Source organism: Helicobacter sp. T3_23-1056 (assembly GCF_053654535.1).
The window spans coordinates 1-19648 of record NZ_JBSIUU010000035.1 but is presented as its reverse complement, the minus strand read 5'-3'; the positions used below and the strand labels follow the sequence as shown (position 1 = coordinate 19648).

General features: G+C 38.8%; 21 protein-coding genes and 1 pseudogene. 13 read left to right on the top strand and 9 right to left on the bottom strand.

All coding sequences use genetic code 11. The features are described 5' to 3' along the window. Nucleotides 1-205: 205 nt before the first annotated feature. Nucleotides 206-382 (bottom strand): hypothetical protein, encoded by a 177-nt coding sequence (locus tag ACWIUO_RS12450; protein WP_454178210.1) that lies wholly within the window; start codon nucleotides 380-382, stop codon nucleotides 206-208. 38 nt (nucleotides 383-420) lie between these two features. Between ACWIUO_RS12450 and ACWIUO_RS12445 the strand changes: the two genes are divergently transcribed. Continuing rightward, nucleotides 421-624, top strand: a complete 204-nt coding sequence (locus ACWIUO_RS12445; protein ID WP_454178209.1) for a hypothetical protein — start codon at nucleotides 421-423, stop codon at nucleotides 622-624. Nucleotides 625-1051: 427 nt separating this feature from the next. Here the strand turns inward: ACWIUO_RS12445 and ACWIUO_RS12440 are convergent, their stop codons facing one another. The 6 genes and pseudogenes from ACWIUO_RS12440 to rho all read right to left on the bottom strand — a co-directional run bounded on the left by ACWIUO_RS12440 (nucleotide 1052) and on the right by rho (nucleotide 6273). After that, nucleotides 1052-1846 (bottom strand): histidinol-phosphatase, encoded by a 795-nt coding sequence (locus ACWIUO_RS12440; protein WP_454178208.1) that lies wholly within the window; start codon nucleotides 1844-1846, stop codon nucleotides 1052-1054. A 42-nt stretch (nucleotides 1847-1888) separates the two neighbouring features. After that, nucleotides 1889-2227, bottom strand: a complete 339-nt coding sequence (gene rsfS / locus ACWIUO_RS12435; protein WP_454178207.1) for a ribosome silencing factor — start codon at nucleotides 2225-2227, stop codon at nucleotides 1889-1891. 91 nt (nucleotides 2228-2318) lie between these two features. Beyond that, nucleotides 2319-3413: a nicotinate-nicotinamide nucleotide adenylyltransferase gene (locus ACWIUO_RS12430; RefSeq protein ID WP_454178206.1), complete on the bottom strand. Its 1095-nt coding sequence runs from the start codon at nucleotides 3411-3413 to the stop codon at nucleotides 2319-2321. Further along, nucleotides 3400-3840: pseudogene (gene nikR / locus ACWIUO_RS12425) on the bottom strand (nickel-responsive transcriptional regulator NikR); the annotation flags it as partial. The pseudogene nikR and the gene ACWIUO_RS12430, both read right to left, overlap by 14 nt. Nucleotides 3841-3959: 119 nt before the next feature. Beyond that, nucleotides 3960-4760: a glutamate racemase gene (murI, locus tag ACWIUO_RS12420; protein WP_454178205.1), complete on the bottom strand. Its 801-nt coding sequence runs from the start codon at nucleotides 4758-4760 to the stop codon at nucleotides 3960-3962. Nucleotides 4761-4899: 139 nt separating this feature from the next. Beyond that, nucleotides 4900-6273, bottom strand: coding sequence for a transcription termination factor Rho (gene rho, locus ACWIUO_RS12415; protein ID WP_454178204.1), 1374 nt, complete (start codon nucleotides 6271-6273; stop codon nucleotides 4900-4902). A gap of 212 nt (nucleotides 6274-6485) precedes the next feature. Between rho and ACWIUO_RS12410 the strand changes: the two genes are divergently transcribed. The 6 genes from ACWIUO_RS12410 to ACWIUO_RS12385 all read left to right on the top strand — a co-directional run bounded on the left by ACWIUO_RS12410 (nucleotide 6486) and on the right by ACWIUO_RS12385 (nucleotide 13086). Beyond that, nucleotides 6486-7616, top strand: a complete 1131-nt coding sequence (locus ACWIUO_RS12410; RefSeq protein WP_454178203.1) for a hypothetical protein — start codon at nucleotides 6486-6488, stop codon at nucleotides 7614-7616. A 3-nt stretch (nucleotides 7617-7619) separates the two neighbouring features. Beyond that, nucleotides 7620-8873, top strand: coding sequence for a S1C family serine protease (locus ACWIUO_RS12405; protein WP_454178202.1), 1254 nt, complete (start codon nucleotides 7620-7622; stop codon nucleotides 8871-8873). Nucleotides 8874-8903: 30 nt separating this feature from the next. Then, nucleotides 8904-9347, top strand: coding sequence for a hypothetical protein (locus ACWIUO_RS12400; protein ID WP_454178201.1), 444 nt, complete (start codon nucleotides 8904-8906; stop codon nucleotides 9345-9347). 13 nt (nucleotides 9348-9360) lie between these two features. Then, complete coding sequence (locus ACWIUO_RS12395; RefSeq protein ID WP_454178200.1) at nucleotides 9361-11805, top strand: hypothetical protein; 2445 nt, start codon at nucleotides 9361-9363, stop codon at nucleotides 11803-11805. A 37-nt stretch (nucleotides 11806-11842) separates the two neighbouring features. After that, nucleotides 11843-12286: a hypothetical protein gene (locus tag ACWIUO_RS12390; RefSeq protein WP_454178199.1), complete on the top strand. Its 444-nt coding sequence runs from the start codon at nucleotides 11843-11845 to the stop codon at nucleotides 12284-12286. Between the two features lie 218 nt (nucleotides 12287-12504). Continuing rightward, a complete protein-coding gene (locus tag ACWIUO_RS12385) occupies nucleotides 12505-13086 on the top strand; it encodes a hypothetical protein (protein ID WP_454178198.1) in 582 nt (193 codons plus the stop codon). Nucleotides 13087-13180: 94 nt separating this feature from the next. Here ACWIUO_RS12385 and ACWIUO_RS12380 read toward each other — a convergent pair whose 3' ends face one another. Together ACWIUO_RS12380 and ACWIUO_RS12375 are read right to left on the bottom strand one after the other, a co-directional pair. Beyond that, a complete protein-coding gene (locus ACWIUO_RS12380; protein WP_454178197.1) occupies nucleotides 13181-13309 on the bottom strand; it encodes a hypothetical protein in 129 nt (42 codons plus the stop codon). A gap of 128 nt (nucleotides 13310-13437) precedes the next feature. Continuing rightward, nucleotides 13438-14331: a hypothetical protein gene (locus ACWIUO_RS12375; RefSeq protein WP_454178196.1), complete on the bottom strand. Its 894-nt coding sequence runs from the start codon at nucleotides 14329-14331 to the stop codon at nucleotides 13438-13440. A 424-nt stretch (nucleotides 14332-14755) separates the two neighbouring features. On the opposite strand from ACWIUO_RS12375, the gene ACWIUO_RS12370 reads away from it, so the two are divergent. The 6 genes from ACWIUO_RS12370 to folE all read left to right on the top strand — a co-directional run bounded on the left by ACWIUO_RS12370 (nucleotide 14756) and on the right by folE (nucleotide 19221). After that, nucleotides 14756-15271 (top strand): nucleotidyltransferase family protein, encoded by a 516-nt coding sequence (locus tag ACWIUO_RS12370; protein ID WP_454178195.1) that lies wholly within the window; start codon nucleotides 14756-14758, stop codon nucleotides 15269-15271. 53 nt (nucleotides 15272-15324) lie between these two features. Further along, nucleotides 15325-16638, top strand: a complete 1314-nt coding sequence (locus tag ACWIUO_RS12365; RefSeq protein ID WP_454178194.1) for a phosphotransferase — start codon at nucleotides 15325-15327, stop codon at nucleotides 16636-16638. Then, complete coding sequence (locus ACWIUO_RS12360; protein WP_454178193.1) at nucleotides 16635-17009, top strand: hypothetical protein; 375 nt, start codon at nucleotides 16635-16637, stop codon at nucleotides 17007-17009. Before ACWIUO_RS12365 ends, ACWIUO_RS12360 begins: the two co-directional genes overlap by 4 nt. Before the next feature lie 116 nt (nucleotides 17010-17125). Beyond that, the gene (locus tag ACWIUO_RS12355) at nucleotides 17126-17263 is read left to right on the top strand and encodes a hypothetical protein (protein ID WP_454178192.1); all 138 of its coding nucleotides are present in this window, start codon (nucleotides 17126-17128) and stop codon (nucleotides 17261-17263) included. After that, nucleotides 17260-18483, top strand: a complete 1224-nt coding sequence (locus tag ACWIUO_RS12350; RefSeq protein ID WP_454178191.1) for a hypothetical protein — start codon at nucleotides 17260-17262, stop codon at nucleotides 18481-18483. Before ACWIUO_RS12355 ends, ACWIUO_RS12350 begins: the two co-directional genes overlap by 4 nt. Before the next feature lie 192 nt (nucleotides 18484-18675). Next, entirely contained in the window at nucleotides 18676-19221 is a 546-nt protein-coding gene (gene folE / locus ACWIUO_RS12345; protein ID WP_454178190.1) for a GTP cyclohydrolase I FolE, read from the top strand. Nucleotides 19222-19648: the final 427 nt, after the last annotated feature.

The following is a 19648-nucleotide window of genomic DNA, read 5'->3' as shown; positions in this document are numbered from 1 at the left end:
CATAAAGAATTTTGTGAAATATGACAAATTTTTGCAATTTTTACCGCTTCAATATCTAAAACTTCTTGCAAAGCTACGAGCGTAAGAGAAGTAGAAACATATTTAAGAATCTCTCTAAATTTCGCCTTTCTAATTCTTGAACGAATGATATACTTGTTTTTCATCTTATGCATCATAACTTAAGACTCCTTTGTGTGAGTTTAAGTTAAGGAGAGCTTTTTGTTTTTTTATTGTAGCGTGGATTGCCACGCCTTGCATTTTTGATAAAATGCAAGGCTCGCAATGACAAAAAAACCCACCCCCTAGCCACCTCCGCAAGGGAGGGGGATTTTAGATTGCCACGCGGATTTTGATTTGTAAAAATCCGCTCGCAATGACGCAAGCAGAATCATTCCGCAATGACGGTAGCCTTTGTCCATAATGAGAAAACAAAGTAAGCGAAGCCAAAAAGGCAAAATCTGCAAACAATGCCAACTTGCGATTTTATGTGATTTTTGCGCAAAGATTTTGGGTATTTTGGCTTTTAAAAAGCCTCAAAATGACAAAATCAGCTACATTTTAATAGCTACATTTGGCTATTTAGATTTTATAAAATCTAAGTATGGAAAATATTTTTGTCGGTAAAAAAAGCAAAGATTAAAAAACCCAAAAACACAATCACAATGCAATCAAATAACAAATTAAAACACGACCAAACCCAAATCAAACTCAAATCAAAACACTATCAAAATGCAAATCAAAAAACAATCAAAAACGAAATCAAATAACAAAATAACACACAATCAAAAGCTCCCATCAAAACGCGCAAATCAAATGCAATCAAAGCCCTATCAAAATGCAAGCAAAACAAAAAATTAAAACACAACCAAAATGCAATCAAAAAACACAAATCAAACCACAATCAAACTCAAATTCAAACACAAATCAAATGCAAAAAAAAAAAAAATAAAACGCAACCAAAATGCAAACGAAACTCAATTAGAACACAAATCAAATAACAAATAAAAAAACTCAAATCAAAACGCAAGCCAAACAACAAATCAAAACCCCATCAAAAATCCGTTTCTATGGCGTGCTTTTGTTTGAAATACACGCATTTATCATAGCCCACTTCGCGTGCTAGCTCCACGCATCTATCATAGCCATAGCCCACCTGCTCTAGCGCGTGCGCATCGCTACCAAAGCTGATAGGAATCCCCAAATGATACGCCTTTTGCAAAATCTCTTTGCTAGGGTAGATTTCGCCTATTTGCTTTCGCAAGCCCGCAGAATTTAGCTCGATTGCCATACTTGCTCTTTTGATGGCTTGCAATGCCAAATCTAGCGCGTCTTTGCACCCGCTAGAATCACTCGGCATAGAGTGCCCAAAAACTTTTAGCAAGTCTAAATGCCCCACGATTTGAAACAGCCTAGATTGCGCCATTTTGGCGATACTTTGAAAATATTTTATCCAGCAAGATTCCAAATCTTTTTTGGCATATTCGCCGATAAATGCGGGATTATCAAACCCCCATTCACCTAAAAAATGCACCGAGCCTATAAGAAAATCTAGCTTTGCTTCACACACGCGCGATTCTATCAAATCCTCCCTGCCAAGTATAAAATCCACTTCTAGCCCCACCAAAATCTGCGGATTTTGCGCATTATTTTTTAGCGCGCAAATCTCATCGATATATTCATCTAGCTCATCTAGCCTCATTCGATATTCTTTGTCAAAATCCATAGGCGCGTGGCAGGCAAAGCCAAAAATATCAATCCCTAGTGCGCGTGCTTTGTGGATAAATTCTTGTGGCGTGCCGCTTGCGTGGTTGCATCTAGGCGTGTGGTTGTGTAAATCTATGCGCATTTTTGCCCTTTTTTGTGTGAAGTTTTTGACTGCGTTTTAAATCTATATGGTTTTTGCGTGAAAATAGTTTTCTAAAAATTCCTCCAGATTAAACCTTTTGCGCGTGTTGTCAGTAAAAATATGCACCATTATTTCACCCAAATCCGCGATAATCCAATCCTCACTTTCCTCATCAGTGCTATAAAACACCTCGCCCAATGGTTTTAGCTCCTCCCTTAGAAAATCTAGCAAAGCATAAGAGTGCTTGCCAGCTAGCGCGGTGGCGATGACTACGCATTGTGTGATATATTCTTTGTCTTGCAAATCATAGATTACGATATGTTGAGCCTTTTTGCTATCTAGCAAATCTTTTATGCGATTAGCTCTTTTTTGTAGCTCCAAATGTTCTCCTTATTTGTTTTGTGTTTTATACGCATTTTGCGCGTTTTGTTATGTGATTTTGCTTTTTTATCGCATAAAATCATTCAATCATTTAGCGAAATTGTAGCGCAGTTTTTTTAAAAAACTCTATAACCTCATTATGCAAGCATTGCGGAATCGCATTTAGGATTTGACTTTGCGTTTTATCTTTCTTATTTTGTGAAAATGTTTTTTTTATCAATGATTCTCTTAAAAAAGTCGAGTTAAGATTTTCATTTGGCAAAAATGGAAGCGATTTTTTTAGCAAATCATTTGGGGAAAAATCTACCAAAAACACGCGCACCGTATCTTTTGCAATCGTATTTTTTGCATTTGTAAAATCCATATTTTTAAAATCAGCGTTGTTGGTAGCGTTGGTAAAATCTATCGCGTTTATGGCGGGATTTTGCTTTGATGGTTGTTGTTTTAAAGATTGTTGCTTTAAAGATTGTAGCGTGGCTGGATTTTGTGCCTTAGATTTTGTGCCATCTCTTTTTAGCATTACAAAATCCACTAGCTTAGCTAGTTGGGCGATATGTCTCCATTGGTGGATTTGGCTTAGTGCGTCTTCGCCTATGACAAAGCACAGTGGCGAGATATGGCTAGAATCTTTTGTAGATTTTGCCACATCGCCAAAACCACCAAAATCCATAAAATCCACAAAATCGCTAAAATCACTAACCCCCCTAAAATCGCTAAAAAAACTTTCATTAGAATGCTTGCTAGAAAAATATTTGCTATAAAAATAAGTCGCTAGCTCATAAGCAAACACTACGCGATTACACTTCCCCTCTATGTCGCTTATGTCGATATTTGTGGCGTTTATTTCTTGTTTTATATGTTGGCACATTATTTCGCACCATTTTAGCCGTGTGTCAAATGGAATCATCGCTTGGTTTTTAAGCGGATTTTGATACGCGGGGATTATGATTGCTTGCCTAAAATGCGCGCTAAGCCATTTGATAATCTCAAAATGTGCCAAATGTGGCGGGTCAAAGCTCCCCCCAAAAATAGCGATTTTATCCGCAAAATAGCTGTATGTTTTTATCGAAATTTTATCGATAAAAATCTCATTTGATTTTGTGTTTTTGCTGCAAGCATTTGTTGCATTTGCGCTATGTTTGCCTGCATTTTGCATTGTGCCAAAATCTATGTCAATATTTTTCATCAAACCTGCTTGTGCGCGTTAGTTTGCTAAATTTTACGCCCTTTAGCCCCGCGATTTCTAGGGCGAAATTTTGCACAGCATTAGGCTTGCCTTTTAGCATTATGGATTCTAGGCAGTTGTGCGTATCGATATGGATATGCGTGGTGCAAAGGATTGTGATTGCGTTGCTATGGCTTGCATTGTGCTGAATGTCGATAATGCGCTGATTTAGCTCTCTTTGGTGGTGGTCATAGACGACAACAAGCACGGCGATATTATCTTTGCTATCATCTTGCCAGCTTTCCTCGACAAGCTTTTGGCGTATCATATCGCGCACAAGCTCAGAGCGCGAAGAGTAGCCTTGAGCGATGATACGAGAATCTAGCTTTGCTAATAAATGTGGCTCTAGCGAGATAGATAGCCTTGTAACAAGCTCTTGGGGGGAATCTTGCTTGGGTTTATTAGATTTTGGTTTATTTTGTGGATTTTGCTTTTTGTGTTTTTTTTGCGTATTTGGCGGATTTTGTGTGGCTTTTTTTTGCGTGCGTGGTGGGCGTTTTTTGGGGGTTATTGTAGCCATATCGTTGCCTTTTTCTTTAGTCCGTCTATGTCGCTTGAGGCGTAAAAATCTATATTTGTTTTGGGAAACGAATCTTTGCGCAAATAAAAATTTGATTCTAGTAGCTCTACAATCGCATCGCCTGAGTGAATCAGCACGCTTTGCCCACCAAAAAATCTATCTATCTGCTTAGCGATAAGCGGAAAATGCGTGCAACCTAAAATAATCGCTTGAGGTGCTTGCCCACCAAGAGCGGGAGAATCCAAAAATTCTTCTAAATAAAATTTCAGCACAGAATCTAGCACCACCTCCCCTCTGCCCTCATATAGCCCCTCTTCTACTAGCGGGACAAATAGCCCCGTGTCTTTGCTTACAAACCTTGCAAAACCCGCTTTTGCCAAAAGTTTTTCATATTGTTTGGACGCTATGGTGGCTTTTGTGCCGATGATAAGCGTGGTAGAATCTTTATTTGGCAGGGCATTTATGCACGCTTTTACCCCCGCTTCGATTACGCCTACTATGGGGAAGCTAGCCTTTTTTTGCATAGTTTCTAGAGCATAGGCACTCACAGTATTGCACGCGACAAGTAGCATATCGATATTATGCGGAGCGAAAAAATCCAAACATTCAAGCGCAAATCGCACAATCGTCTCACAATCCTTCACTCCATAAGGCACACGCGCCGTATCGCCATAATATATCGCTTGTTCAAAGATTTTGCTATCTAGCACGGATTTTGCCACGCTTAGCCCACCTATGCCACTATCAAAGATTCCTACTTTTTTCATTTGCTTTGTTTGGTTTGTCATAGATTTTGCCGTGTTTTATTTTTGGTTTTTGTGCTAGATTTTATGGATTTTGCTTGTTTTGTAGTTTTTTTTTGCGTGGATTTTGGGCTACATTATCCAAAACGCTCTGCAAAAAATCCTCACAAAACGCTTATTTTAGCTACTCTTTTTCATTCATTTGACTTAAAAATTCTTCGTTGTCTTTGGTGGATTGCATTTTGGCATAGACAAATGATAGTGCCTCTACATCGTCCATTTGGCTCATCACATTTCGTAGCATCCATATTTTTGTAAGTTGTTCTTTGCTTAGTAGCAAGTCATCTTTTCGCGTGCCTGATTTTAGTATGTCAAATGCAGGGTAGATTCTGCGCTCTGCGATGGCGCGGGCTAGGACGATTTCGCTATTTCCTGTGCCTTTAAACTCTTCAAATATCACTTCGTCCATTTTGCTTCCTGTTTCGATTAGCGCGGTTGCGATAATGGTTAGGCTACCGCCTTGCTCGATATTTCTAGCCGCACCAAAAAATCGCTTTGGCTTATGCAAGGCGTTTGCATCTACGCCTCCGCTTAGCACTTTGCCACTTGCTGGGGTTACGGTATTATACGCTCGGGCTAGACGCGTGATAGAATCTAGCAAGATTACGACATCTTTGCCATTTTCTACTTCGCGCTTTGCCCTCTCTAGGACTAGTTCTGCTACGCGGATATGGTTTGCGCTTGGCAAATCAAATGTCGAGCTATACACGCTCCCTTTTACGCTTCGTTGCATATCGGTTACTTCCTCTGGGCGTTCATCGACAAGTAGCACCATTAGCTCTACTTCTGGGTGATTTGCGCTGATTCCGTGTGCTAGCTCTTTCATTAGCTCTGTTTTCCCTGTGCGTGGAGGCGCGACTATCAACGCTCTTTGCCCCTTGCCAATCGGGCTAAATAAATCAAGCATTCGCCCCGTAACCTTGCTAGGCTCGTATTCTAATTTTAGCTGTTTGGTGGGGAAAAGCGGGGTTAGATTGTCAAAAAGTGGGCGATTTTTCATATCATCTAGGGGTTTATAATTCACCGCTTCGATTTTTAGCAAGGCATAGTATTTTTCCTGCTCTCTAGGCAATCGCACCTGCCCTGTAACAATATCGCCATTTCGCAATGCAAAGCGATAGACTTGGGTTTGGCTTACATAGGTGTTGTTTTTGCTATCGGTAAATGCCTCATCAACAGCGCGCAAAAATCCATAGCCCTCCTGCGTGATCTCTAGCACGCCCGTAAATAGCAAGTATCCGCCTTGTGATACTTGGGCTTTTAGGATTTCAAACATCAAATCTGCGCGTTTAAACTCTTGTGGATTTTCTACTTTTAGTCCTTGCGCGATAGAGACAAGTTGAGAAATAGGCTTTTGACTTAGCTCTTCTAGTTTATAGACTTCGGCTGGGATATGTTTTGTGGCGCGGTTTTGGTGATTTTGGTGGTTGTGGTTTGAGTTGGGATTATGTGCGCGTGCGTGCGTAGAGGTGGATTTTTGATTAGATTGGCTAGCCATTTTGGGATTCCTTAAAAAAGAGTGTTGTAGTGGGATAAGATAAAGCAAGAAATGCGATTATAGCCTAAAAATCTAACAATCAAAATGAAATTATCAAAAAATGGCTAAATACTATTTCGTTTAATCATTGTTTAATCGCCGTTTTTTTTTTTTTTTTGTTTAATACGCTTTTTTTATCAAAAACAAAATTTTCTAAAAAAGGCGTGGGCTGTATGAAAAAATGGTTGAAAATTCTTTTGTGGATATGCTTAGGCGTGGTTTTGTGTTTTGTGATTTTAGTATTTTTAGCAGATGATGAAAAAAGCAACGCTAACAACAAAGAGCAAAAAGAAAAAACGCAGGCACAAAAGGCGATTGATGCGTGTATAGAGGACGAAAATACGCAAGCGTGCGAATGGGCAATACAAAACATAAATCTAGGAAGTATCACAGAATGTAGCAAATACACTTGCGAAGAAAACGGCAGAATCTGGGCAAATGCCACCACGATACCAAATCACATAAAAATCGCTGATTTGTATTTGCAGAGGTCGATTGTGCTAGGAAATGATGTGGCGTATTGGTGGCTAGGGTATTTATATAGGGATAGCAATGAAAATCTAGCAAGGCAGTATTATCATATCGGCTGTGAAAAAAATGATGAGTTTTCTTGCTTTGGTGAGGCGGGATTGCAGGCAAACGATAGCGAATACAAAGAGTTTATCAAAAAAGCGGAAAATTTTTGTGATAATGCAAAAGATAAGACTATCCAAGCCATCAGCTGTGCGACACTCGGTATGATTTATGAAGATGGGCAAAAAGTAAGCCAAAATGAAAAAAAGGCAGAAAAATATAGCAAAAAAGCCTGCGATGAGCTAGATAGCGCAGAATCCTGCTACATCGTAGGCAAACTCTACGAAAAAGGCGTAGGCAAAATCAAACAAGACAAAGACAAAGCAAAATCCTACTACAACAAAGCCTGCGAAAAAGGCAAAGAATGGGAAAAAGATATTTTTTGCAAAGTGTATAAGGCGTTTAACGAAGGTGGCAATGGCTATGAAATCTATGATAGCATAATGCAAAAAAGCCAAGATTCTACACAAAAATCTAGCACGCAAGAATCCACTTCGCAAAATTCTATTTCACAAGATTCTATTTCGCAAAATTCTATGTCGCAAGACTCAAAAGAGCCTACCCCAAACACTGCCCAAAATCCTAACCAAAATCCTACACAAGAATCTAACCCCACGCAATCTACCCAAAATACCCAAAATACCCAAAATCACCCAAATACGCCAAACACCACAAACCCACAAAACATAGATTCTAGTCAAAGCACTCCAAATGCAAGCGAGGGAAAATAACTAATGCAAAATCTAGCTTGTTTAGGTATTTTTTTACGCAAGGGATTTTGGCACATTTGGCATAAATGTATTTGTGCGATATGTAGCGCGCTAGCCACATTTGCCACCTTGTCGCACGCCCAAAACCTACCAAGACCACCCCTCATCACAAAAGACGCCCCCCAAATCACCGAGCGTATAAAGCCAAGCACAAAACATAACGCCGTGTATTCGTATTATGACATTATCGAAAAATCCCGCAAATCTGTCGTAAGTATCTACCTACAAGGAATCACAGACAGACTAGGCATAGAGCCACAAATGCTACAAGAGGACATATACAAGAAGGCTTTGGGGAGTGCATATAGCGATTTGCCTTTATTGCCCAATTCGCTAGGTAGCGGAGTCATCATCTCAAAAGACGGCTATATCATCACCAATCAACATGTAGTAAGGGGAGCGGACAAAGTCATAGTAAAACTATATAACGATAGCCAAGAATACATAGCCCAAGTCATCGGCACGGACAAAGAGACGGATTTGGCAGTGGTCAAAATCGACATACCAAGATATATAAAAGAGCTTATTTTTATAGAATTTGCAAATAGCGATGAAGCAAGGGTGGGCGATATGGTGTTTGCCATCGGTAATAATGATGGGTTTAGCGATAGCGTAACGCAGGGAATCATCTCTGCGAAAAATCGCATATTATTGCAAGGATTTAAACAATATCAAAACTATATCCAAACCGATGCAGCGATAAATAGTGGCAACTCTGGCGGTGCGCTTATGGATTCTCGTGGGGCGTTGGTAGGGATAAATAGTGTTGGCATACCCGACAAAGATGGGCTAGGGTTTGCGATACCCTCAAACCTAGCAAAAGCCATAGCCCTAGAGCTAGTAGAAAATGGCGCAATCAATCGCGGATATATCAGCGGTATAAAAGTAGATGACTATCAAATGGTAGAAAATGGCGTGCGCACGCAGGGCGTAAAAATAACCGAGCTAAATCAAAACTCCACCGCACACAAAGCAGGACTACATACAAACGACATAATCACGCATATAAATGGCAAGATTTTGCATAATGTGGGTGAATATGAAAACGAGCTAAGCCTGCTTCGCTCAGACAAAAAGGCTACATTTACCATAATGCGTGAGTATGTAGGCAACGCCACAAATGACAATAAACAACATAGCGAAAATCTAAGCCAAAATCTACACGAAAATCCAAAGCAGATTTTGCAAATAGAGATACTCCCAAGCGCGACAAAATAAAATCCAACCCCAACATAAAAAGGAGCAAAAATGACAGAATTCATAATCATAGCAATCTGTTTATTGCTATTTATCACTTACAAGCCTTTAATTAAGATACTAAAAAAGACAAAAGGCGACAAAGAAAGCCTAAAAGAAGAGATATTTAAAGATGGCACAAAAGAGGAATTTAGAGATTTTGCCAAACAGCAGAGTAAGAAACTAGGCGGATTTCTAGGGCTACTAGTGCGCATCTATGCTAAGCTATCAAACGCGCTTGTATTTATCGCTAATGCAAATGCAAAATGTGCCAACTATCTAGCAAGCAAGACAACGCTAGCCAATCTAGCCAAACGCAAAATCAAACCACACAATCAGATGCGCAATCTAGCACGCAGGCAAACCAAAATCAGCAGGATTCTACGCCAAGTGCGTAAATCTAGCACGCCAAATGCGACTAGAATCTATCAAAACACCAAAAGACTAAAAATCTAAAAAAGGACACCAAATGACACAAAATCAAAACACACCAAACGCGCAAGAAGCGCAAGAAATACAAGAGGCTAAAACACAAGAAACGCAAGCGCAAAACACGCAAAATCTATCCACGCCAAACAAAAGTGCGCAATATAATGACGCGCAAAATAAGCAGGGATTTTTTGCTATGCTAGGGTCAAATGTCGTATTTATCGCTTTTATTTTGGCGATTTGGGTAGGATTCACCCGAACAAATGAGACGGACGAAATAAACATTTTGATTCCATTTTGTTTGTTATGGGCTACTTTATGGATTGCAGGGCTTAGAGAAATATTTAGCATAAATATTGCTAAAAAACTAGCGATAAATGAGGCGATTACCAAAAAAGGCTCGATTCTGCATTGGTTTGGCAGACGCCGTTTTTTATCTTGGCTTATTTACGCTGTTATCACTTGTTTGCTAGCTTTTGGACTTAGCTTTATGCTATCTTTTCCTTTCGCACACAAATATGAAATGCTATTTTTTGCTCTTTGTGTAGTATTTGGGATTATAGTAGTGCAACCATTTTTTACGGAAAAGCTAAAAAATCAATATTCAGAAGCGATTGCCCCATTTTACGCTAAATATTGGAGTGCATCATTTTTGGCATTTTCTGGCATTTTGTTATTGATAGTTGTAAAATTTATATTTGGCACACAAGCTGAACCTACGCTTTTGGCGCATTTTGAAAAATTGCAAGGCGAGTATGGAATCACGCAGTTTAGTGGCTGTATGCGAGAAATATTAGATTTTATTGTGGCAAAAGTCGCCATTGTTGAGTATTATTTCTTGGGAAAAGATTCTTTACCTATGGCGATAGAGCAGGAATCACTACGAACACTTATAAAATATCTTGTATTATTCTTTGTAAGTGTCGGTGAGTGCGGAGCGTTTTTCCTTTTTGCATTGCTATCTTTGCGTGTCAATCGCAATGCGTTAAGCGTAGATTTTAGTAAAACCCCTAAAAAAACCGCTTCTAAAATCATTTCTTTGTTACTTGTTATTATTGTGTATGTGGCAGTCAATAGTGATAAACCTGAAGTAAATGCCGAGCAACAATATGCACAAACAACAACTAGAATCCTGCTAGAAAAATGGCAAACTACCATTGCGCGTATAAATAATGAAATAGTAATACTACCTGAACAACAAGTAAAAGAAGCCTATAATACAGCACTGCAAGGGATTGATTTTGAAGCATTGCAAGATAGGCTAGATAAAAAGACAAATGCGCTTATTGATAGCTATGTAAGTGCTGATACACAAGAAATAATTGCTGAAACTTATACAGAGTGGCATTTTAGCTGGACGCGCAAAGGTGTGCAAGTAGCAGAAGCCACAAAAAAATTTTATAGTTGGGCAAAAGAAAAGTTGGGGCTTGAAAAACCATTGACAGACGAGGAAAAAGAGCAAATCAAAGATAGAGATACGCAAGAATTTGACAAGCTTTTTGCGAAGTATTTACCTTTTGATGAGGCATTTGATAACAAAATAAAAGACACTCTACAAACAGCCTATAATAGCGAAATAACAACGATTTCAAAAGAATTTGGAAGTAGGCTTCATAACGAGATTGAAAAAATTGTAGCTACTAATCGTTTGCAAGGCGATGATGTAGAAAACGCAAAAACACGCTTTGTGCCTACTATAAATATTGACACAATCATAGATAGATTGGATTTTGATTCTGCGCGACCAATCGATACATTTGTGATGGGTGTTGCTGGCACATTGATTGTTAGTGCAACTGCTAGAATGGGCGTGCGTGGAGGTGCTTTAGTCATAGAAAAAATCGCAGGCAAACAAGTAGTAAAACGCGCAGGTGGCGCAGCTGTATGCGGTGGTTTGGCAGTAGCCACAGCGGGGACTTTGGGTGCAGTCTGTGGTGTGGGACTAGTCGTGGCTACTGAAGTGCTGGGACATTGGATTGATAAAAAACTAAACAAGGAAAAATTTAAACAAAAAATCAAGCGCAATCTTGATACACTCAAAAACGATGTCCAAAAAGAACTTGCTAACAAAAATACTGAAATGATAAATGCTCTAAAAACACAGCTTAGCTACTCTGCTAACACAACGCCACAGGAAAAAATCCTAAGCGAACACATAGATGCAGAAATAACACCCCCGCCAAATGATTCACAAATGCAAGATGAAACATTTGCAACAGAAGCAGACATAACAGAATCCATAAAAACAGAATCTAGCGAGCAATCTGCCCAAGAAGCGCAACATAGCGCAGAATCTAGCGAGCAAAACCAAGAGGCAAGCATACACCCCAATGAAATACCAAATGAGGATTCTAGCGCATTAGAATCTAGCAAAGATTCTAATGCGGATTTTGTCGCAGAATCTAGCGCGGATTCTAGCGTAGAGCCAGCTAGTAAAACTGATGAGCAATCTAGCGCGCAACCAAACGAGACAAATGCACAATAACAACAAAGCAACCAAAATCAACACAAAGGAGGCAAAAATGAGAAAAAAACTAAGTGTGCTAATATTATCCTGTGTATTGGGTTGTAATGTAACATTAGCAGATAATGAATCGTTTGATTTTGAAATGTTTTATTCTATGATGAAAGGCTTTGCGATTGTCAAACATATGGCATTAGCTGATGGCAAAGGCGATAAAGCCGAAGTAGCTGTCTTGGAAAAAGAGTTTCTTGAGAGAGTTACAGACAAGGAAAAAGGATTTAGGACATTAAAGATACTAAAAGAGTTATACGACCAAATCGACATAAAAAACCCAAAAAATTCTGTGGAATATTCTTGTGGGGCATTAAAAGCAGCGTTTGGCAACAATAAAGAGGATATTGAAGTTTCTTTAGAGATACTTGAAATGGTAATGGACGCAGATGGTGTAAGAGACCCCAAAGAAATCGCAATCTATGAAAAAGTCAAAAAATTGCTTCAATAGTTTTTGCGTTTTATAGATTTTATTTTTGACTCAAATTTAGCTTAATGCCCCATTATTTAAGTTTAAAATAGCTACATAGCTACCCAAAAATGGCATTTGCCAACCAAAATCAACACAAAGGAGGCAAAATGATTGCATAAAAGATACAAAATGATTGCCACACTAATTTTGACATTGCTCAAAAACGATTGAACCAAAATCTAAAATAGGAGAAAACAATGAAACTACAAAAAGCTAATTTGAAAGTGTTTGCGATAGGCTTTTTTAGCTGTGTAGCTATATTGCTAATCGCGTTTTTAGCTCTTTGCATATATGAAATATTCCAAGATTCGCAGTATGATAAATACAAAGTCGAAAAATTTAAAAATTTTGAAGCTTTGCAATCTGGTATGGACGATAGGCTCGCTGAATACACAAGAATGAAAAACTTTTTTGTCGAAAAAACAGATAGTTTGTCTAGCCATATCAAAGCAAGACCTGATGTTTTTTATGGGCTTGAGATAAAATATAATAAGGCTATTAAATTGATTGATAATTTGATTTATGTATCAAATCAAACGAAGTCTTATAATGATACCAATCTCAAAGAACACGCGGACTACATAAAATGTAAAGAATCTGGCAAAAAAGATGAGAAATGTCTAGTATCTGTCAAAAAAGATATACTAGATACTTATAATGATTTGCAAGAGGATTTAATTCGCAATGCAAATATGTATGATTTTCACTTAAAAATGGTTAATGATGAGTTGTTCAAAGAAGTTATTGATTGGGAAGGGCTAAAAAAATATCTTAATTGAAAATAGCTTAAAGCAATATTCTTGCCTAGTCATTAGCCAAACTTAGCAAAACTGCAAGTTATCATTATGATAGCTTGTAGTTTTTTATCATCATCTAGGTTTTAGAATCCGACTTTAATGCAGATTGTTTAGCTAAATCTAACCTAAGCGGATTTTCTCTTAGCGATTTTTTAGCGATTTGTGCCAAGATTTGATTTTGTTCTAATATTTGTTTTTGTGCCAAGATTTTAAGAAAATCCTTTTTGATTCTCTATAAATTTGTGTAGCCTATATTTCACAGCCTATATTTTGCATAGCCTAAAATGCGTTTTTACTATACTTTTATCCAAAATGCACTTTTTGCAACAAAATCTATTTTTGTATCACGTTTGATACCGCTTGCAAGGGGCATTTTTCATCTTCGCAGACAAACGCTCTCCCTTCCTCAAAATCCCTAGCCCATATCCCAAACCCATACGCAATCGTATATTGCCACATCTTGCCATACGCCTCTAGCTTGCCACTATACTCCACGCACCCCACCCCTGCATAGCTTTCTACCAAATCAAGCCCGCTTGAAGCGATAGGCTTTGCTAGCTCAAAAAATCTCTTTACATCTTCTTTGGTTTTTAGCTCGCTAGACTCCGCTGGGCAGGCGTGTCCTGTGCCTTTGCGCTTGTATTGTTGCACGCTTAGGCTTAGCACTTCAATCTGTGCTTTTTGCGGGTCAAAATCTGGCTGCCAATCGGCATTATGATAAATATCTGGCGAGTTAAAACCTTTGGTAAAAAGGTGCATTTCGCCTTTTTCTAGCACGGCTTTTGTCTGCATAAACCCCGCAGAAGTATTGCGCGGGACGGTGATTATAATCGTGTCTTCTTCTATTTCAAATTTTGGTTTTGATAGGATTTTATCGATTTCGCCACGATAGAGTATCGCCTCTCTGCCCGCTTCGTGCTCAAAGATTTTTATGCTATCAAGGTGGTTTTTAAAAACCCAAATTTTATTGCGATTTTCTAGCTCGCCCTCATATAGTAGCGTGCAGTCCTGCTCGCAATATGGCTGGATATATTTTTCTATCATTCTTTGTGCTTGAGGGGAGCTAAACCCTGTGATACCATAGTCTTTTGGAGGGGCTTTTGTGGTGTTTTTTTGAGGCTTGTCATCGCACGCCATAAACATTATGGCTAGGCAAAACAATGCCATAAAAATAAGCAAAATGCGTAAAATCTGCGAGGCAAATAGCGATAAAAAGCGCGTTTGCATTTGATTCCTTTTTGATTTTTAAGGTGGTTTTGTGTTTAGATTTTGGTAGCTTTGGTTGTTTTTTTGTATGTTTTGTTTGCTATTTGCTGTCTTGTTTGCTAAATGTTTGGGCAACATTTGGCAAACAAAATGCAAACCAAACAAAAAAAGCATTATACCACAATTAAAAATTTTGGCAAATATCATCATATTTTTACAAAAATTTGTGGCAAAAATCTTGTAGCGAAAATCTTTTTAAATGTAATCTTGTAAAATGTGTGAAATCTGCGTTTTTATTTGATTTGACTCACAATGATTTGTGCTAATTTATACGAATTTATACAATTTGTGTGAATTTTTTGTGATTTATACGATATGATACGAATTTGTGTAATTTATGCGCGACAAAAAACATAAAAACTTAAAATCAACTTAAAGGCTACGCGTGCTATCTAGCAATCTAAAACATATCATTATCCAAGCAGGTGGCAAGGGGACGCGCCTAGAGGGACTTACGCGCAATAAACCCAAATGCCTTGTGCCTTATAACAACTTGCCGATTATTTTTCATCTTTTTGCTAAATTCAAAGGCGCGAAATTTACCATAATTGCGGATTATAAAATCGAAGTGTTGCAAAAATATCTAGCCATTTTCGCACCAAAATTTAGCGTGGATTATAGGATTTTAAAGGCGCAAAATTCAGGGACTATCGCGGGTTTGCGCGAGGCGATGGGGGCGATTAGCGAGAGTGAGCCATTTATGATAATTTGGTGTGATTTGATTCTCTCAAATGAATTTACATTGCCAAATATGGGCGAATCTAATATAGATTCGGCGTTAGATTCAAGCAAATCATTAAGTCAAAATTCGATAGATTCAAGCACGATTCCCCCCCCCCAAGACAAAAATCTTGTCTGCCCCCCATTTGTCGGTCGCATAAAAATTCTAAAAGCAAGTTAGATTCGCCATCATTACAAGATTCGCGCAATAAATCAACACAATCCGCGACCATTTTGTCATTGCGAGGCAGTGGCGAAGCCACAACGAAGCAATCCACAAATGAAATTATAGATTGCCACAAATCCGCTATCGCAGATTTTCGCAATGACGATAGAGGTTTAGATTGCCACGATTTTGCTTCGCAAAATCTCGCAATGACACCCAAAACAAATCCACAAAACTTCATCGGCATTTCGGGCGATTTTGAGTGTCGTTGGAGCTATGAAAATGGCAAATTCATAAACGCACCAAGTTACAAAAACGGCGTTGCAGGGCTGTTTATCTTTGCAAACAAAAAATGCTTAAAAAATATCCCAAAATCTGGCGCATTAGTTAAGTGGCTACAAACACAAAACATAGACTTTACCCCGCTTGATTTAGCGCACAGCAAAGAAATCGGCACTTTATTAGTCTATACCGAGACAAATCCGCTTAGCCTTACACGCCCATTTAACAAAATCGAATTTAGCGACAATATCGCCATAAAAACCCCGCTAGATTCGCAAGGGCGCGAAATTGCCAAAAAAGAAATCGCGTGGTATGAGTTCGTGCAAAATCTAGGATTCGCCCAAATCCCCCAAATCTACGCGCTAAATCCGCTTACGATGAAAAAGATAAAGGGCAAAAATATCTATGAATACGAATGTTTGCTAAAAAGCCAAAAGCGTGAGATTTTAGCCAAAATCATAGATTCGCTAAAATCACTTCACAATCTAACGCCTAAAATCCCCGCAAACCCAAGTGATTGCACGGAGACTTATATCACCAAAACCTTTGATAGACTTGCCCTTGTCAAATCGCTAATCCCCTTTGCGAACGATGAATTTATCAAAATTAACGGCAGATATTACAAAAACGCGCTGTTTTGCAAAGGGCAAATCGCCGAGCTTATAACCGCGCATTTTCCGCGTGAATTTTCGCTCATTCACGGGGATTCGACATTTTCAAATATTCTCTTTGATAGCTTTGCTATGGAGGTGGTGCTTATCGACCCGCGCGGATATTTCGGGCAGAGCCAAATCTATGGCGATAGCGACTATGATTTTGCCAAACTTTACTACTCAATCTGTGGCGATTACGACCAATTTAACCGCAAAAAATTCACGCTTTTAATCGATGAGCGTGAAGTCGAACTCGCCATAAAATCAAGCGGGTGGAGCGATATGAGCGAAGAGTTTTTTGACTTGCTCCCAAATATCAGCAAAGAAAAGATTAAGCTACTCCACGCGCTAATCTGGCTATCGCTCACGGCTTACGCGTGGGAGGATTATGATAGCATTTGCGCAGCATTTTATCGGGGAAATATGCTGTTGGAGGGATTTTTATGAAAAAGTTGCGATTATCGCCTTTGCCAAAAACTTGGCTTATCGACATTGATGGCACGATTTTAAAGCACAACGGGCATAAGTTAGATTCGCGTGATACGCTTTTGGAAGGCGTGAGTGAATTTTTTGCGAAGTTGCCAAAGGGCGACAAAGTGATTTTGCTTACAGCGCGAAGCAAAAGCGAAGTGGCGAATCTAAAAGCGTTTTTAGCACAGCACAAAATCCGCTTTGATGAAATCATAAGCGATTTGCCCTTTGGTGAGCGCATTTTAATCAACGACACAAAACCTAGTGGGCTAAAAACCGCCTTTGCGATAAACAAAGTGCGCGATGAAAAGTTTAAAGTGGAGGTGGAGTTTGATGAAGAATTGTAAATTTTTACCCCACCCTAAATCCCTCACGCAAGGGGAGAGACTTGAATCTGATTCCCCTCCCTTGCGCTTGGCATTTTTCTTAAATTTTCCCCCTCCCTTGCGGAGGGGGCTAGGGGGTGGGTAAAATCCACAAAAATCCGTCATTGCGAGACTTGCGAAAGCAAGGCGAATCAATCTATTTTTGTATTGCCACGAATCGCTACGCGATTCTCGCAATGACAAAAAATACAAAACAACGAAAGGACAAAAAATGAACGACACAATTAAACCCATTCAAACCCTACAAGAACTCGCAAAAAATCTAAAAAGCGATAGATATTATTTTGTAAGTCCGTGTAGTGCGGGAGATACTTACTATCTTTGCGCTTTTAAGAGGGTGTTAGAAAAGCACTTGCAAGGCAAAATCATCTTTGTTATAAAGCCCACGCACAAAGCCGTTTGCGAAATGTTTGAGGCGGAATATATCATTTGTGATAGCGATTTTTTAAACGCATTTCAGCAAAGCAAATGCTTACAAGATTATGGCGTTGCGAGTGTGCCGACACTTGGCAATCTTTATCCAGCCCACCCTATACCGCTAAACAAACATCACTATTGGTATAAAACTATGTTAGAAATGTATGTGGATTTGTTTGACTTACCGCACGATACAAAAGGCGATTTGCCTACGAATCTCCCAAAAATAAGCGAATCTTTGCGTGAAAAACTATCCAAAATCTCCCCTTTGGGCAAGATTATGCTATTTTGTCCAGAAGCGCAAACTTATCCTTGTTTGCCAAATATAATTTTCAAAGATGAGTGCGAAAAATTGCTTAAATTAGGCTACAAAATCATCGTAAATATCCCAAATCACAAAGAATACACACGCTATTTTAGCGATGGCGTGTATGATTTGGATTTATCACTAAAAGATGCGATTGCGTTGGCGTTGCATTGCGCGGGTGTAGTTTCTACGCGCTCGGGCTTTTGTGATATTATCGCGCCACATTGTGCGAATCTAAAAATTTATTCTACAAGTTTGGGCTGGGGTAGCCCACTAAAAGAGATGAATCCATCAAATCCGCCCAAAGAAATATCAATTTATGATAGTATTGCCTACAAGCAATTTTTGCGAATGGCGCGTGAAGGGCGTGAATCTTTGCCGATTAAACTTTATAAACGCTACGCCACAAAGGGATTTTTAAAAAAATTACGAACGCCTTTTACGCTTTACTTTAAAATCTATTTGAGACATAAAGTAAGCGAATCTTCGCTCGATTTTGGGGATTTGGGCGATAGTTTTGAGTGCGAATCAATGTGCGAATTTATGAAAAGCGAACTAGCAAAAACCTATGAATATCAGCTAGGTTTGGCGTTGCAAAGGGCGTGTGAGCGATTTTGGTATGGCGGATTTTTAGCTTTCCCATTTGCTTATGCCAAAATCCGCTCCCAAAAAGGCAAAACACTAACGCGAATTAGCGAACCTATCTTGTAAATTCGCGTGTTTTTCGCTTGCCTTTTTTGCTATGCTTAAAAATGTGCTTTTTAGCCAAAATCCTCTTAAAAACATAGCAAGATTTTATATAATAAGCCAAAAATTGTTTTTGTAAATCGCGCAAAAAGCACGCAAAATCACAAGCCAAATCACGCAAAAAAACCCCGCACACATAAAATCCAAAGGACAAAAATGCACGAAAAAATGTTTAGAGAATTTTGCAAACGAATCGGCGAAGACGCCACCCGCGCAGGACTACAAGCCACGCCAAAGCGACTAAAAGAGCTAGAATCTATCCTTTATGCAGGCTATAGCCTTAGCCCCAAAGACGCGCTTGGACATACATTTGCAAACAACGGAATCGATGAAATGATAACCATAAAAGACATTAGCTTTTATTCGATGTGTGAGCATCATTTGTTGCCATTTTTTGGTAGCGTGCATATCGGCTATGTGCCAAAAGATTCTATCGCTGGGATAAGTGGCTTTGTCCGCCTTGTCGAAGTCTATGCCAAACGGCTACAAATCCAAGAAAACCTAACCAACCAAATCGCCCAAAGTATCACAAAACTACTAAAGCCAAAGGGCGTAATGGTAGTATGCGAAGCTCGCCATCTGTGTATGAGTATGCGTGGAGCGCAAAAAAGCGAGGCAAAAATCACCACAAGTGCCCTGCGCGGAATCTTTAAAAGCGATTCGCGCACAAGGGCTGAATTTTTACAACTTATCAAAAGCTAGATGGGCTTTTAAAGTTTTGATGGGCTTTTATGGATTTTAGTGGATTTTGGTAGGGCTAGTTTTTTCTTTTTTTTTAATTTTTTTTAAATTTGGCTTTTTTTTATTTAGCTTTTTTTTAATTTGTTTTTTTTGAAACTTTTTGAGTGTGTTTGATTTTTTTTTTTTTTTTTTTTTGAAAAATCTAAAGACAACTTAAACTCAAAATAAAAATGTTTTTTTTACTTCAGTTGATTTGCAAGTTTTATTTGTAAGTTTTATTTGCAAATTTTGTTTGCAAGGTTTTATTTGCAAGTGCAAGCAGAAAGGCTTATGCCAAACATAGATTTGCTAAAATCAAAAGAATCAAAAAGTTTTGCCACACATTTAAAAGTGGCAGAGTTTAGATAGCCATAGCAACACACAATTAGCGCAATATAAAGCAATATAC